This is a genomic window from Candidatus Nitrosocosmicus sp. R (assembly GCF_054408505.1).
The window spans coordinates 1,975,018-1,990,498 of the sequence record NZ_CP167090.1 but is presented as its reverse complement, the minus strand read 5'-3'; the positions used below and the strand labels follow the sequence as shown (position 1 = coordinate 1,990,498).

Annotated in this window: 11 protein-coding genes; 7 read left to right on the top strand and 4 right to left on the bottom strand. The window is 34.7% G+C overall.

Features of this window, described 5'->3' with window-relative positions; all coding sequences use genetic code 11:
- Nucleotides 1-28 precede the first annotated feature (28 nt).
- From AAGU22_RS10165 to AAGU22_RS10155, 3 genes are all read left to right on the top strand, one after another.
- The gene (locus AAGU22_RS10165) at nucleotides 29-1,501 is read left to right on the top strand and encodes an NAD-dependent succinate-semialdehyde dehydrogenase (RefSeq protein WP_458718998.1); all 1,473 of its coding nucleotides are present in this window, start codon (nucleotides 29-31) and stop codon (nucleotides 1,499-1,501) included.
- Between the two features lie 320 nt (nucleotides 1,502-1,821).
- Nucleotides 1,822-2,781, top strand: a complete 960-nt coding sequence (locus AAGU22_RS10160) for an LLM class flavin-dependent oxidoreductase (protein WP_458718997.1) — start codon at nucleotides 1,822-1,824, stop codon at nucleotides 2,779-2,781.
- Between the two features lie 229 nt (nucleotides 2,782-3,010).
- Nucleotides 3,011-3,796, top strand: coding sequence for a hypothetical protein (locus AAGU22_RS10155; RefSeq protein WP_458718996.1), 786 nt, complete (start codon nucleotides 3,011-3,013; stop codon nucleotides 3,794-3,796).
- Nucleotides 3,797-4,321: 525 nt separating this feature from the next.
- Here AAGU22_RS10155 and AAGU22_RS10150 read toward each other — a convergent pair.
- Nucleotides 4,322-5,539, bottom strand: a complete 1,218-nt coding sequence (locus tag AAGU22_RS10150) for a hypothetical protein (RefSeq protein WP_458718995.1) — start codon at nucleotides 5,537-5,539, stop codon at nucleotides 4,322-4,324.
- Between the two features lie 720 nt (nucleotides 5,540-6,259).
- Between AAGU22_RS10150 and msrA the strand changes: the two genes are divergently transcribed.
- From msrA to AAGU22_RS10135, 3 genes are all read left to right on the top strand, one after another.
- Nucleotides 6,260-6,838 carry a peptide-methionine (S)-S-oxide reductase MsrA gene (gene msrA / locus AAGU22_RS10145; protein ID WP_458718994.1) on the top strand — a complete coding sequence of 193 codons (579 nt, stop codon included), beginning with the start codon at nucleotides 6,260-6,262 and terminating at the stop codon, nucleotides 6,836-6,838.
- A 316-nt stretch (nucleotides 6,839-7,154) separates the two neighbouring features.
- Nucleotides 7,155-7,925, top strand: a complete 771-nt coding sequence (locus AAGU22_RS10140) for an SIR2 family NAD-dependent protein deacylase (protein WP_458718993.1) — start codon at nucleotides 7,155-7,157, stop codon at nucleotides 7,923-7,925.
- 219 nt (nucleotides 7,926-8,144) lie between these two features.
- Nucleotides 8,145-8,546 carry an ASCH domain-containing protein gene (locus AAGU22_RS10135; protein ID WP_458718992.1) on the top strand — a complete coding sequence of 134 codons (402 nt, stop codon included), beginning with the start codon at nucleotides 8,145-8,147 and terminating at the stop codon, nucleotides 8,544-8,546.
- A gap of 284 nt (nucleotides 8,547-8,830) precedes the next feature.
- Here the strand turns inward: AAGU22_RS10135 and AAGU22_RS10130 are convergent, their stop codons facing one another.
- On the bottom strand, nucleotides 8,831-11,158 hold the full coding sequence (locus AAGU22_RS10130; protein ID WP_458718991.1) for an aconitate hydratase: 2,328 nt from the start codon (nucleotides 11,156-11,158) through the stop codon (nucleotides 8,831-8,833).
- 290 nt (nucleotides 11,159-11,448) lie between these two features.
- Between AAGU22_RS10130 and AAGU22_RS10125 the strand changes: the two genes are divergently transcribed.
- Nucleotides 11,449-12,000, top strand: coding sequence for a universal stress protein (locus AAGU22_RS10125; protein ID WP_458718990.1), 552 nt, complete (start codon nucleotides 11,449-11,451; stop codon nucleotides 11,998-12,000).
- Between the two features lie 156 nt (nucleotides 12,001-12,156).
- Here the strand turns inward: AAGU22_RS10125 and topA are convergent, their stop codons facing one another.
- Both topA and AAGU22_RS10115 read right to left on the bottom strand, forming a co-directional pair.
- Nucleotides 12,157-14,577, bottom strand: a complete 2,421-nt coding sequence (topA, locus tag AAGU22_RS10120; protein WP_458721775.1) for a DNA topoisomerase I — start codon at nucleotides 14,575-14,577, stop codon at nucleotides 12,157-12,159.
- Between the two features lie 163 nt (nucleotides 14,578-14,740).
- The gene (locus AAGU22_RS10115; protein WP_458718989.1) at nucleotides 14,741-15,391 is read right to left on the bottom strand and encodes a hypothetical protein; all 651 of its coding nucleotides are present in this window, start codon (nucleotides 15,389-15,391) and stop codon (nucleotides 14,741-14,743) included.
- Nucleotides 15,392-15,481 lie beyond the last annotated feature (90 nt).

Genomic DNA, 15,481 nt, shown 5'->3' with positions numbered 1-15,481 from the left:
ACATGAATAGGAGATGCTTGGATATCAATTGATTTCTAATAATGTTCCTTTAAAAAAAAACAATATAACAAAAAGTAATGAAAGACCCTCTAATACTATAGTGACTGTTAATCCTGCAACTGAAGAAATTATTAAAGAATATAGACTAATATCAAAGGATGAAATTACAACTTTAGCTAATAAATCTAAAAAAGCTTTCAAAGAATGGAAAAAGGACTATCGTAAGAGAACGGGCTTTCTATATGCCTTTGCTAATGAATTTAAGAAGGAAAAGGAAAGACTAGCTCGAATAGCCACCTCAGAGATGGGAAAAACCGTTAAAGAAGCCAGATCTGAAATAGACAAGTGTATTTGGGCTGTAGAATATTTTGCAGACAACGGCGGAGTCTTTTTACATGATGAAGTTATTAATACAGACGCCCGGAAATCTATAGTCACATTTGAACCGTTAGGGGTAATCGCAAGTCTGATGCCATGGAATTTTCCCTATTGGCAGGCACTTAGATTCGCTGCACCGTCACTGATAGCAGGTAATACTATTATCTTAAAACCTTCCAGTGTTACTATGCAATGTGGACTGGAAATCGAGCGGATTTTTGAAAAGATTGGCTTACCCGACAATGTTTTTAAGACAGTTATTGCTTCCTCCGTTGAAGCGGAATATTTAATCGACTCTGATGATGTTAGTGCAGTTACTTTTACTGGTAGTGTACCCGTGGGTGCAAAGGTGGCCAAGCATGCAACCGCACAATTAAAAAAAATAGTATTAGAGTTAGGGGGTAGCGATCCATTCATCGTATGCGAAGATGCAGATATTGATAAAGCGTCAAGTGGTGCTGTAAAAGGACGTTTCATAAACTGTGGACAAAGTTGTATAGCATCTAAACGCTTTATTGTTGTCAAAAACGTAGCTTCTCAATTTATTGAAAAATTTGTTGAAAAGACAGAAAAATTAAAAATTGGAGATCCACTTTCAGAAGAAACTGATATCGGACCCTTGGTAAACTCTTCTGCATTAGAAAATATTGACGAAATGGTAAAGAGATCTTTGAAAGAGGGCGCAGAATTGGTAACAGGCGGGCAGCGATTGGGTAGAAAAAATGAGGGTAATGAAAAAGGATATTTCTACAAACCAACTATTTTGAAAAATGTTACTCCTAATATGGAAGTAGCTCGAGAAGAAACATTTGGTCCGATTGCTCCGGTAATAGTGGTAGAAGATGAACAAGAAGCATTGGAAATAGCAAACGATACAAAATTTGGCCTCGGAGCAAGCATTTGGACTCAAAATTTGGGGAAAGCGGAAAAATACTCAAAATTACTACAGGCTGGAATTGTTACGGTCAATAATGTTGTTGTATCAGATCCTAGAGTTCCATTCGGTGGAATCAAAAATAGTGGATTTGGGAGAGAATTATCAAAGCATGGAATGTTTGAGTTCGTAAACATCAAGTCTATAAGGTTCTATGATCAGCTGATTCACCACCACTATGTTGAATAAAAAAAAGAATAAGAATCAATCTTAAAACGATTCTATTTTTTTGTTATATTGATCGAAGTAACGTAAAGTTGGTTAGTCTGATTGCCATAAAAAGAAAGTAATACATGAAAAATCACTTTTGTAGTCGAAAAATAACCAACCTATCAATCATCCAGCCAGCCTTGTGATTTCGTCTTATTTTAGATTTGCAGCCTGAAATAGTAATGTTAGTAATTAAAATTTAGTAACATTCTTTGATAAATTTCCTAGATGTCCAAAGCCTGGGGATTTTTAAAATTGGTTAAGTGATGTTTTAATATATTGTATCCCATTTTGTTTTATTGAATGATGTTCGCTTTTGCCTGGAAATTTGGGGAACAGATTATGAAAAAATTAAGCAAACATGTATGTTAGCTGAAGAGCTTGGATATTACGGATTTTATTATGGTGAGTCATTAACTGAAATTGACCTTGACTGTTGGACAGTTCTATCCACACTTATCCCAATTACTAATAAAATTAAACTTGGTCCCGTTATCACGTATATGCTTCCAGATTATAGAAGCTTGGTCTTACTTGTAAAACAATCAATTACTTTTCAAGATGTTTCAAAAGGACGCCTTGAATTTAGAACCGGAGCTGGTGCAAGTCTAAAATATTCTCTTCAGTGGTGGTATCCTTATGGAATTGACTACGCAGATGCAATTTATCGTGTGGCTTTGTTTAACGAAGGAGTTCAATTACTATCAAAATTGCTGGGAAACCATGATTTAAAATATAGCCAGTCAGCGAGCACTTTGACAAATTTTGATGGACAATTTTATAAAATACGGGGTGCTTCATTTGTCAAACCTAAAATTAGAATTCCTATAACGATAGCAGCCAAAAAAGATAAAATGATGAAAATTGCTGCAAATTATGCAGATGTATGGGAATGTTCCTATTTGACTCCACATGAATATTTTTCATTAAACAAAAGATTTGAAAGATTATTAAAAACACAAAATAACCAAGAATCTAAAGATCTACAGAATAAAGTGGTCAAGAGGTCGATTGAATTGGATGTTCTTATTGCTAGTACCGAACAAGAACTCGAGTACAAGAAAAAAGTTTTTGCTACGGAGAGGGGGCCGGGTGTTTACAATCAAATACTAAAGAAGGGCCTTGTGGGAAATTCTCCTGAGGTGAGTGCCAGGGTACAAGAATACGTTGATCTAGGTATCAACCAGTTTTTTCTTGCATTTCAAGATCCGTTTGATCTAAAATCCATAGAATTATTAATGGATGCGGTCAAAAGTTGAAATTCTTAATTTTTCTATCCTTCTGAGGATACCATAGAATTAAAATGTCTTAATTCTTCTAACTTTTTTTGAATCTATCGATGTTTATTAACTCATTTTTTTGACATTTTTAGAGTTTTAAGAACATTGAGAAATAAATATGACAAAATCCCCACAGATAATCACTAATGATGATATTTTAGATTAGCAAAGATTTTTTACTTCTTGTACATCGTTTATGAGGTATACAATGAATTTAGAAATTGCAAATAAAAAAAGACATCATTTTTTGTTTGGAAAAACATGCAAAGCATCAATTGTTTTTATGGCCGCGATGATATTTTTTTCTTATCAAGTTTCGTACGCTCAGCTGGACTTGTCTGATAACTTCAGCAGTAGCACCAGCAGTGGTGACAGTGGCAGCAGTAGTAATAAAACAATTACTCCTTCTTTAATGGAGAATGGAAACGTATCAATTGGATCCTTTTCGAGCTTTGTTAATGACATTAATAGCATTTTAGCGTCTAATTCCTCAAAATCTATTTCAAATGGTACCTCAAATCCCCAGACTGATACACCATCATTAAACTTACTAGCTTTGGAAGAAATAACAATTCAAAACACTTCAATGTCGGTACCTGCACCGGTAAGACATCCAGGACAGCCATCACACGAAGTAGTTTTTGCTCTCCCATTAAGAAATGATAGCTATATTTGGTCAGGCACAGTAACATTCACAGCAAGCAAACCGATAGAAGTCGAGGTCCTTCATACTTACGCACCAATGGAAAACCCCTATTCAACTCATGGTGAGCCATATCATGCAGTCTTGCCTGGAAATAAGAGCATTGCAATAACTCATCTTCGACATTTGGTTGATGTGCCGATTGAAATCAATGGAACTGGAATAAGCTCAGGGACACTAAATTTTGCAGGTAACGCATTGGTATTTCACAAGACCAGCGGGGAGCCATTCACAGTAACCTATACCATTGATGCTATTGCAAAGGAATTAACTAAACTTAGAAATAGATAATAATACCTCTGATCTTGTCAACTAGATACTAATGATTAGTTCCTTAGTTCAAGATCCCAAATTAATTGAGTAGGTGGGGGCGGGGCCGGGGGTTGAGACAATTTTTTTTGTTGGTTAAATACAGGCCTAGAGGTCTTTTTCGTCATTTGCTCCGGATTTTCTTTTTGAGATGGGTGGATTAAAAGTCATATTGGTTCCTCGTAGGATAATTGCAAATTGTATATAATTCATAATGAAAAGAAGGGTCTAACTAGACTACTCTAAGATTAAGCATGCTTGATCTCAAATATCCCAGCCGTATAACGTATTATCTATTAATAACTGCAAACTAGATATATCCATTAATCAGACTTCATAGAACATAAGAACAGTCTACTATCTGATTATGATAAATACAATAAATTTATGGAGACTTTGATTTGGTAATAAGGCAGTGATAGACAAAAAAAGAAATATTGATTTGTGTTTAATATATCTAAATCAGGATTAAAAAGTAAGTCTCAAAAAAAGCACCAACCATCTTAATTAGTTCAAAATGAATGATTGTAGAGATGCAAGACGAGTATCTATATTATCAGTTCGGACATAGGTAAATCCCGAACCTTGATAAACTGTTTCTATGAATCCCGATCTATCCCTAATTTCCTCATGATCTTGCAGTTTAGAGGCGTCTTTTAAAGTCCAATACCATACCTCTTTTCCCGCACCGGGATCGATATATGCTTCTATAACACGTTTGTTATCTTCTGTCAAGAAAGTTTTCACTTTAAGAGTAACATTGTTAGTATTTGTGAGATCGTTTAGGAAATAGTCTTTGCTCTTATTGTCGTTTGAGTGAAAAATAAAATCATCTCCTGCTAGATTTTTTACATCATTCATTGTAAGTTTTAAGTATCTACCATCATCCCGATAATCCATAATATATGGATTACTGCTATTTGAAACGTCAAATACTACTCCTATTCCTCTCCGTTCGATATCGGGTGCATCAGATGCATGAAAACCGGTATTAAACATGATCTCAATATAAGTTTCATTATCAAATTTATCCTTTGGTTCCTTAAAATAACCCAATATATTTCCCTTCCAAACTATCATTTGATTCTTTGCAGCATTCATATCTAAACTTCCGTTGATGTTTTCTCTTTCAATTTCAATCCTGGGTGAATTTATGTGTTTGTTGTGTCCTTGAGTGTGCTTTCCAAGATCCAAATTAACTTTTATTTTCTTGTCAGAATTAAGCGGATCAACTAATTCGTACGAATATTGTTTGTTGAATTTTGTATCCGCTATCAATAAGCCTTTTTTGTCAAAAATTTCATTATCTGGTATTTCTTCTTCTACTTGCTCTTCGTCCTCTTTATTATTGTCCTCATCCTCCTTAACGTTAGTTTGTTTTAAATCTTCTTTTGTGTAGCACATTATTTCCGATGAACTGTTTGCTTCTGTGGAGCAATCATATGGATACATTATTTTTAGAAATGGACAAATATTGGTGATCGTCTTAGAATCCTCGATAGGTTCAGGTTCGGTGATATTTCCTATCCCACTTTCATTATGGGGGACGGATATTGTGGCATTTATAGAAGATTCAAAGGTATTATCTTGTACAGGATTATTGTAAAATTCTGGACAATTCTTGGTATCGGTTGTATTGAGTAAAACATAGTTTTTCCCTTGAACATGACCTATTGTTTGAGCCATGGCAATAATTTCAATGTTAGAATCGGGACCTGCAATCAAAATATTGATATTCGCATAAAAGATGATAAAAGAAAAGACAATAAATGTGAAAAACAAGATAAAAAAACCGTTGGAAAAAGTATGTCTAGTTACCAATTTTTTAGATACTATAAATCTTGTATTATATAAACGAATAAAAGCCGTTTGCGATAAGCTTTATATTTAATAACGTTTACAATGGTTTGATTATTGATTGAATTGATCTTTTTTTGTTAAATATCATATTTTATTATTAATAATTTGATAATTTTACTAATAGATCATATTAGTACAATTTGTAAAGTCTTAATAAGCTAACAAGTTTGATACGTTCTAATTAGACACATTGTTACTACGATCTTTTGCACTCATATTTTTTATACCCGAGTTAAATACTGATACTCCCAATCAAAATTAAAAATATTCTTGATAATTTTTATTATTCTAAAGTCTAGACAAGATTACTGATACTTATATACGACCAATCTTGCAAAACCATAGTAACTGACTTTAATGATATTATGTTGTATCTTTTCTATAAATTATGAAAAATTTTAGTTTAATTAATAAAATAACTTAAATTCAAAGTCATAGTTAAATGCCTTTTGTTTTTTAGAGAATTTAAGCCTTTATGAAATCAGATCAATTCAAATTTGTCATTATTTCGTCTCCCTGGGACTATAAAAAGCATCCAAAGCAAGTGAATAAATCTAATAGGTGGTGGTCCACTAGACTATTCATATGAATGACCAAGCCGAAAATTCGAACAAATCTGATAATTTTGAAGAGATAACTCTGGCAAATGGGTGCTTTTGGTGCACAGAGGCCATTTTTAAGCGAGTTCGAGGAATTCTCTCAGTCTTACCTGGCTATTCAGGCGGGTTTCTAGCTGATCCGTCATATGACCAAGTTTGTACAGGCGAAACTGGTCACGCTGAAGCTATCCAAATCCGATTTGATCCAAAAATCATTCCACTAGAAAAACTTTTTGAAATATTTTGGTATACCCACGATCCAACTACACTTAATAGACAGGGCAATGATGTAGGAACGCAATATCGATCTGCCATTTTTTATCAAACACCAAAACAAAAGGATACAGCAACTAAAGTAAAAGAAGATATTGAGAAAAAGAAAGTATACTCTAATCCTATAGTCACTGAAATCACTCCTTTTAAAAATTTTTATCCTGCTGAGAAATATCACGTGAATTACTACGATAACAACAAGGATGTACCCTATTGTAGTTATGTGATTGATCCAAAAGTAGGAAAATTATTATCAAAATTTCAGGACCGTGTAAAGGATGAATACTTGTAGTTATACAAGTTACTCATGTTATTAATACATGTTATTGAAATCTTTTGAACTAACTATGCTTTTTTGAGAACGTAACCTTAAAATCAATAGCATCAGCAATTTATCAATTTAGATTTTCTTATCTAGATAAAACTCTCCATAATAGATGTTCCCTAGGGCTAATATGTCTAATAGTTTCACCTGAAGAAATATGATGATTATATTGTCTATTTTTGGCCAAACTATATATCTTACTGCAAGTCTCCAGGGAAGTACAAGCACATTTATTATCTAAATACATTTATGAATTTAAATTCCATAGGAATAAACAATAAGCATGGAAGGCGTTCACGGAGAATACCATGATGATGCGACTCAAATTCAGAAAATAATTGAAAAATCCGAAAATTTCGTATTTTTTACAGGAGCTGGGATTTCAAGAGAAAGTGGAATTCCTACATTTAGGGATAAGGATGGGCTGTGGAAAAAGTATGACCCAGCAAAACTTGCTTCACACTCTGCTTTTATTTCAAATCCAAAATTGGTTTGGGATTTCTTTTACTCACGACAAAGACTTGTATGCCAAGCTGAATGTAATGATGCTCATACAGCCATCGGAAGATTTGAAAACACAAGGCCCAAAAGGAGTCATGTTATTACCCAAAATATTGATAGACTACATCAACGAGGCGGTTCCCAAAATGTTATAGAGCTGCATGGAAACATATTTGGAATGTTTTGTATAGTCTGTGGGAAAAGAGAACAGTATGATTATTTTAATTTTTTTGATAACTTTAATGAAGAAAAAATCCCAATTTGTCTAGTTTGTAATAATATATTAAAGCCAGATGTGGTACTTTTTGAGGAGCAATTACCTCAAGATGCTTGGAATCAAGCTGTTCAATTATCATCTGAATGTGACATAATGTTTGTTGTTGGAACATCATTAAACGTTTCTCCGGCTAATACTTTACCATATCATGCTGTTAAAAACCACGCAGTGTTGGTAGAAATAAATCCCCATGTTACTGAAATGACTTCACTGATGGATTTTTCAATAAGAGAAAGTGCATCAAAGGTCTTACCAAGAATACTAGATGTCGATTAGCATTTAATCAACATCAAGAGGAGAGCAGGTTGAGTTTGATGATTTGAAATTTCTTTACTAGTTCCTCTACTGGAGAAGAAGCGACCATCTTTTTCTTGGATGCAAGTTAGAATCTTTTTTTACCTGTCTAAATTCAGAAATTAAAAATAAAATTGGCATAAGCAGCTTTGCAAATATTTATTATGGTTTAAATATTATTAATTTAAAAATTTATAATATTTGAAATGTCTTTCTTTAAAACAGCCTTATGCTGATTTGCTAGCAACTGGAAGAAAGACTATAGAAATCAGAAAATGGAATACCAACTTTCGAGGTCCATTCTTGATACACACCTCAAAAAATGTTAACAAAGATGCTTGCTTGACTTTAGGATATGATGAAAGCAAGATAGTTAAGGGTGCGATTATAGGAAAGGCATCTGTGTATGATGTTATAAAGTATACAACTATTGATGTTTTTTTAGACGATCGCCAAAAGCATTTCTCAATTGAGGATATAAAATCAAATCATTCGTTTAAGAGATATGGATTCTTAGTAAAGGATACTTCAAAATTTAAGGAAGAAATTCCTTATTTAGGGAAATTAGGCTTTTTTGATGTATCTGATTTGAGGATGAGATAGAAAAGTGTTTTTACTCGATATATGATTATTTTGTATGAGCCAGTAAACCTAATTGTTACATTACCTTCTGTGGGATATGAATAATAATAGAGAAAAAAAAGAGCAAGAAAAGGTAAAGTAAAATGAGGAAGAGTTTAATGATCTTTTTTAAGAGAGGTTGTTATCTGAAAGATTAGTAACTGTAATGGTGATGGCTAAAGGGACGGTGATGGCAAAGATAGAATAAAAGGAAGAGGACAAGGAGAGGAGGAGAGGGGGAGAGGAGGATTGATCAAACTCTTTCTTTACCTTGATCTTAGGATGTTAAGGGCAGAACCAGCACGAAACCACTTTAGTTGAGCATCATTGTATGAGTGTATTAACGGTATTTGTTCTTCAGTACCATCATTATGGTACAAGATAGAAGTTACCACTCCTTTAGGTCTAAGATCTCGCAAATTAATTATGCTTATTCTATCGTCCTCTCTTATTTTCTCATAGTCAGATGATTCTACAAATGTTAATGCAAGAATCCCTTGTTTCTTTAGATTTGTTTCATGTATTCTGGCAAAACTTTTTGCAATTACTGCAGCACATCCTAAATACCTTGGAGTCATTGCCGCATGTTCACGGCTGCTACCTTCGCCATAATTCTTATCCCCAATGATTATCCATTTTAACCCATTCTGCTTGTACTCTCTTGCAATATGGGAAAAGGTTTCAATGTTCTTATTTAAAAGATTGAGTCCTTTACCTACTTCTCCGCCTCTAAATGCATTTACTGCGCCCAGTAACAAATTGTCGCTTAATCTATCTAGGTGGCCTCTATACATCAACCAGGGACCAGCAGGAGAAATATGATCTGTTGTACATTTTCCCTTTACCTTGCTCAATACCGGTAATTTGATAAAATCGGTTCCATTCCATTCTAAAAAGGGCTCTAATGCTTGGAGTCTTTGACTATTTTTGTCTATTACCACTGCCACACTTTCAGGGTCTATAGCAGGAGGGACATAGATATCGACCGTGTCTTTAAAGCCATCTTTTGGGACTTCTGGGGCTACTTTAGGGGGGTTTAGTTTGAATTTTGTTCCGTCGCTTGCTTCTAATTCGTCCTTTAATGGGTTAAAGGAGAGTCGACCGCCCAGGGCGAGGGCGATTACAAGTTCTGGACTACCGATAAAGTTCATGGTTTCCCTTCTACCATCGTTTCTCCCAGGAAAGTTCCTGTTATAGGATGTGACTATTGTATTTGGTTCTCCTTTTTTTATTTCAGGCCTGCTCCATTGCCCAATGCAGGGTCCGCATGCATTTGCTAATACGTTTGCTCCAATATCTCTTAATAATTGGATCTGACCGTCTCTTTCTATCGTTTCTCTTATCATTTCTGAGCCCGGTGTAACTTGAAGAGGTGTTTTTGTCCTAATTCCTTTTTCTATTGCCTGCTTTGCTATATCAGCTGCACGGGACATATCCTCGTAAGATGAATTCGTACAGCTTCCTATCAAGGAAACAGAAATAGTATCTAGGTAGTTGTTTTTTTGAATGTCTTCAGCCATTCTTGAAATGGGTCTGGCCAGATCCGGGGTATGTGGACCAACAATGTAAGGTTCTAGTTCATCTAGGTTTATTTCAATGAGCTGATCGAAATACTTGGAAGCGTTTTCTCGATTGTGGCTTATTTCTTTTTCAATGACTGGGTCTAGGGTCAGCAATTCTTTGTTCTTATTAGCAATATCTGCTAGGTCATTTCGACCAGTAGAAATCAAATAGGATTCCATTTTGGCATCGTATGAAAAAACAGAGCAGGTAGCACCTATCTCTGCTCCCATATTTGTAATGGTGGCTTTTCCTGTACAGCTAACATTTCTTGCCCCTGGTCCAAAGTATTCTATTATTGCATTAGTCCCGCCAGAAACGGTTAGCTTTGAGGCAACAAATAGGATGATATCTTTAGGAGATGCCCAACCGCTTAGTTTTCCTGTTAAATATACGCCGATCCTTTTTGGATACAAAACTTCCCAGGGCAGCCCTGCCATGACTTCAGCTGCGTCTAGTCCGCCTACACCTATTGCTAGCATTCCGAGTCCTCCTGCATTTGGGGTATGAGAATCTGTTCCAATCATCAATCCACCTGGAAATGCATAGTTTTCTAGGACAACTTGATGTATTATTCCAGCACCAGGTTTCCAAAATCCTATTCCATACTTTCGGGAAGAAGATTCTAGAAATTGATACACTTCATTATTTTCGTAAATTGCAGCTTTGGTGTCTGAATCGCTGCCCACTCTTGCTTGGATCAAATGGTCGCAATGAACTGTGGTTGGAGCCAAAACCTGTTTTATACCTGCCTGCATAAATTGAAGAATAGTTGTTTGTCCTGTAACGTCTTGAAGGGCAACTCTGTCTGGGTTTAACAAGATATATCCATTTCCTGGGGTTAAACCATTAAAGGTCATAAAATCAGTTGATTCATCAAGGTGGCCTATTAGAATTTTTTCTTCAAGGGTAAGGGGTTTATTTGAAACTTGTTTAAATTTTAGAATATTTTTTTGTAACTTTTCATATACTTTGGAAACCAAGTCTGTCTTGGTTGTTTTTCCTTTCAATTTCAAAGAATTTTGACTTGACATACAGAAGACACGTACTTTAAAGTGAACTTGCCAATATTTATCACTAATGCATTAGTCTGTAATTTTAAGAGGTCAAAATTGAATGCTCGAATTCGGAGCAGAGGCATCAGGGTTTTTTTTGGGATGTAGTATCTCCTTATCTTATTGTCTATTTTCTATTTCGCTCATCGGTATGAAGATAATCACAGATGATTATTTCCTAATCATGTCTTTTATTTCAGTTCAGATGGGGTGACAGTAAAAAAATAAGCAAATAATTAAAATAAGTTATAGTTTAAACAAAAAGCCTGATGTTCTCAAAGATCTTGGTTGCATTTGATGGGTCAAAACCTTCATTGGATGCCGTAGAAAGTGCTATTGAAATCGGCAATATATATAATTCTTCATTAATCATTTTGCACATTTTAGGCGGTTACAAATATCCTTACTTACTTTCAAGTGTTGTATTAGCCCCGACATATGGTTCTGACAAGTTAGAAAAAGAACGTCAGAAATTTGAGGATTTGATGAATTCACTTAAAGAAAAGTACAATGCAGGAAAGAGGAAGACACTGACCACAGGAAATGATAAAGTGATTTCAGAAGGAACCAGTACTTTTACTAATGATACCGGCACAGCTGGTTCTACTTCTACTGATCCAACTTGTTCAACCTTTGAAACTGCAATTATTGAAGCTGAAACTTCAGCTGCCTCAACAATAGTTGATTACGCCGAATCCAAAAATGTCGACTTGCTAGTAATCGGAAGTAAGGGCCGTACTGGTTTGAAAAAAATGCTAGTAGGAAGTACTGCTTCAGAAGTGGTGAAATATGCACACTGCCCTGTCCTTGTGGTAAGATAGATTCGAGCCGGAAAAAATATTAAAAAGAGTAGAACGAATCCGCTATTTTGCGAGTTAATTTACTATTGAAACGCCCTTAGTCGACACCGACAAAACTGCCCTATGTCCAAGCTGAATGGGTATCCTGTATTCATATGGGGCCAATCAGATTTGTTTTCAAGTAGTATTTTTCTTGTTGCTATTGCTTGGGATTTTCAAAAGACATTGTGAATTAATACAAAACTCCCATTGGTATCTTTTTCCTTGATTATAACCACTAGCGGTGATGATAGGCCAACTACATTTTTCACATTTTTTGCCAGTACTTTTTATTGTACCTTTTTGAGGTAATGGGGATGTAGCCAAGCATTTTGTTGATGAATAGTTTGTACAGCCTGCAAATCTTTTTTTTGATTTTAACGCCTTTTTGATCATTAAATTTCCACTCTTGCAAACAGGGCAAGTGCCTAACGTAGCTAGGGCAGTAGGTTTTCGCGATGGGCTTGTTGTTCTATTTGATTCAAAGGCTAAAGATATTTCTTGGCCAATTTTACTTTCATTGAAATTAAAAGATTGTATTGCATCTTTAATTTGATTTCTTGCCTTTTCGACCACTTGTACACTTGTAGTATTGCCTGATTCAATTTGTTCTAACTGTGTTTCCATGTCTCGTGTTAGACTCGTTGAAACAATGTTAGGTATGTATTTCTTCATAGAACTTATTATTGCTATTCCAATTTCTGTAGGTCTTAATCCTGATTTTTGGATACCTGCATATTCAAGTTTGTTTGTTTCTTCCTTTTTATTATTGGAAATAGGAACGCCTTTCGATACTTTTGAAGCATAGGTAACGGATTGCTTGGTAGCAGTAGCGGCAGCAGCAGAGGGTACAAAATTCGTAATATAGTTTCTCTTAAACAACGTACTGATTATTTCAGATCTGGTGGCTTTGGTACCTATTTTTTCCCTTTCCATTTTTTGTAACAATGTTGATTGATTGTATCTGGGAGGAGGTTGGGTAAATTTTTCTAACAGATCTATTTTTACATTTTTCAAAATATCGTTTGTTTTCAGAAACGATAGTGAGTCCAAATTTACAAAGCTTGATAAATCAAAATAGGGTCTATAGTATTGAATCCATCCTTCAAATACAATTTTTTTCTCCTCTGCCTTAAAAGTATATTTTTCTTTGACTGTTATTGTGATAGTAGTTTGACTAGAAGAGGCCTCCTTTCCAAATGAAGAGAAAAATCTCCTGATTATCAGATCTAACAGCTTTAATTCTGTATCTTGAAGATTTTGTTTTGGTTTTTGGCCTGTTGGATATATAGCGGGGTGTGCAGGATCAGTCTCTTTTCCTTCATTTGGTTTAAGGGCCTTGTTGGCTAACAATTTAAAAGAGATCTCAGAATAAGAAAGAATTGATTTAGTTTTGTTACCATATGAATTATTTTGATGCAAATTATTATCTTGTTTTGAAACTGCTTTGATGATTTTTTCATAATTAATTGAAGGAGGCAACTTTTGGCTTGATGTTCTTGGATATGAAATAAGGGCAGCCAGGTATAATTTTTCAGCGATTGAAAGTGTGAAGCTTGGGGTAAACCTAAAAAGTCTATAGGCTTCTTTTTGAAGGTCTCCAAGGTTAAAAGGAATTGGAGGCTTTATTGATGTTTTTTGAATATTAATGTCTGTTACTTTACCGAGTTGATTCTTGCAAGAGTTGATAATGTTTTCGGCAGTTGACTTTGAATCGATTTTTTGAGGATAATAATATGTTTTGATGATCTGATTACTCTTTACAAAATCCGCTGTAACATTCCAATAGGGTTCAAATATGTGATTTTCAATTTCCTTTTCCCTTTCGACAACAAATGCGAGTGTGGGACCCTGGACTCTGCCTATCGATAATTGTACATAACCATCCTTCTTTTCTTCTGATGAATCTTTCTTACTAACGGAATTGGTAAGGGCTCTTGAAAGATTTATTCCATAAATGAAATCTATCATATGTCGGGATGTCCCTGCATCCTTTAGCTTTTCATTGGGAGGTAACAAATTGTTAAATGATTGTATTATTTCTTCATCTGTAAGTGATGAAAATTTGGCTCGCTTTGAAATAGAGTATTTGTTGTTACACGCGTGCTCTAGTATGTTGTACCCAATGACTTCTCCTTCTTGGTCATAATCGCAGGCATGGATAAAGCCTGCAGCATTTTTAGATATTTGAGAAATTTCCCTTAATATTTTGTCAATCTTGAAAGCCAAAAATTTTGAACCTGACCCTTTACTTTTTAGCGTGGATAATGGTAACCATGTTGGATCAAGAACTGGGAATACTTTTCCAGGTCCCTTATTAGAATCCGACAGCCCGTATAGATGTCCTAATGCATGACAGATAGTATAGTTTTGACCATTCATCCCCCTAATAGTGGTAAATAATGTGGAAGATGTAGGTGAAGACGTAGGTGAAGGTGAAGGTGGTAATCTATTTTTTTGTTCTTGGTCTAAAGATTTGTCTGAATAATTATTGTGATGATGATAATCTGTACTGAGTGCTTGTGCAATTCGTTTTGCAACAGAAGGTTTTTCACATATTACAACTATGGATTTATTTGCGATAGGAAAAGCACCAACCTGTGTAAATTATTAGGTTTCATTTCTTTTATAAATACCGGTTATTAGTTTATTGATGAATAAAATTACTAATTTATTAATAAAGATAGGTGATAACCCTTCCTTAACTCATCAAGAAAGTTTTCTATCTCCATTTCCAGAATTTGGTAAGACCATTTCCCTCTGGGTCTACTGTTTTCTTGTAAATGCCAAATAGATTATCAAATTGTCCATTGAGTGAGTCTGTTGAATTCGAGGATAAGCTTGTAGAATTTGCGGAATTAGTTTTGAAAGGCAATTGGAAGACCATTATACCACTATCTGAGAAACTGCCATCAGGATTGTAGTTACCTATTGATTCTGATCTGTAAGTTATGACTTGACCTGATGCTGTCAATATTATCGCTTGACCTTTAGAGGAAACCGTCCCATCATTATTCATCTTATCTATTATTGTACCTATAGTTTGGGTTGGTGCTCCACCAATAGTACTGTTACCAGTATAAGTAACTTCAACGGTTGGAATGGGATCAATACTTGATACTTTAATGTTTGTTGATTTAGTATTTTCAGTATAAAATGGACTACCATGTACATCGTAGTCATCCATGGTTGATAGATTTGAGCTAGAACTGTTTGCTTCTAAGGAACCAGTTTGACCAAAGGTGGATGATACGGCTGAAACTGACTCTATTATCATAAAAGAAGCCAAAGAAATACTACTAATAACAAGAAACAAAGCTATTCTTCTTAATGAATCACTTAACATTGTACATTTAGCTTCTGATTCAATCATTATAGGAAAATAATATTAGGAAAATATAAAGATTTAAGGAACTTCTTTTTTACATAATCACGTCTATACCACATTGCTTGCCCTAATTAT

Coding starts and splice junctions, on each gene's coding strand:
- AAGU22_RS10155 (WP_458718996.1), top strand. CDS start 3,011: ATGAATTTAGAAATTGCAAATAAAAAAAGACATCATTTTTTGTTTGGA.
- AAGU22_RS10125 (WP_458718990.1), top strand. CDS start 11,449: ATGTTCTCAAAGATCTTGGTTGCATTTGATGGGTCAAAACCTTCATTG.
- AAGU22_RS10130 (WP_458718991.1), bottom strand. CDS start 11,158: ATGTCAAGTCAAAATTCTTTGAAATTGAAAGGAAAAACAACCAAGACA.
- msrA (WP_458718994.1), top strand. CDS start 6,260: ATGAATGACCAAGCCGAAAATTCGAACAAATCTGATAATTTTGAAGAG.
- AAGU22_RS10140 (WP_458718993.1), top strand. CDS start 7,155: ATGGAAGGCGTTCACGGAGAATACCATGATGATGCGACTCAAATTCAG.
- AAGU22_RS10115 (WP_458718989.1), bottom strand. CDS start 15,391: ATGATTGAATCAGAAGCTAAATGTACAATGTTAAGTGATTCATTAAGA.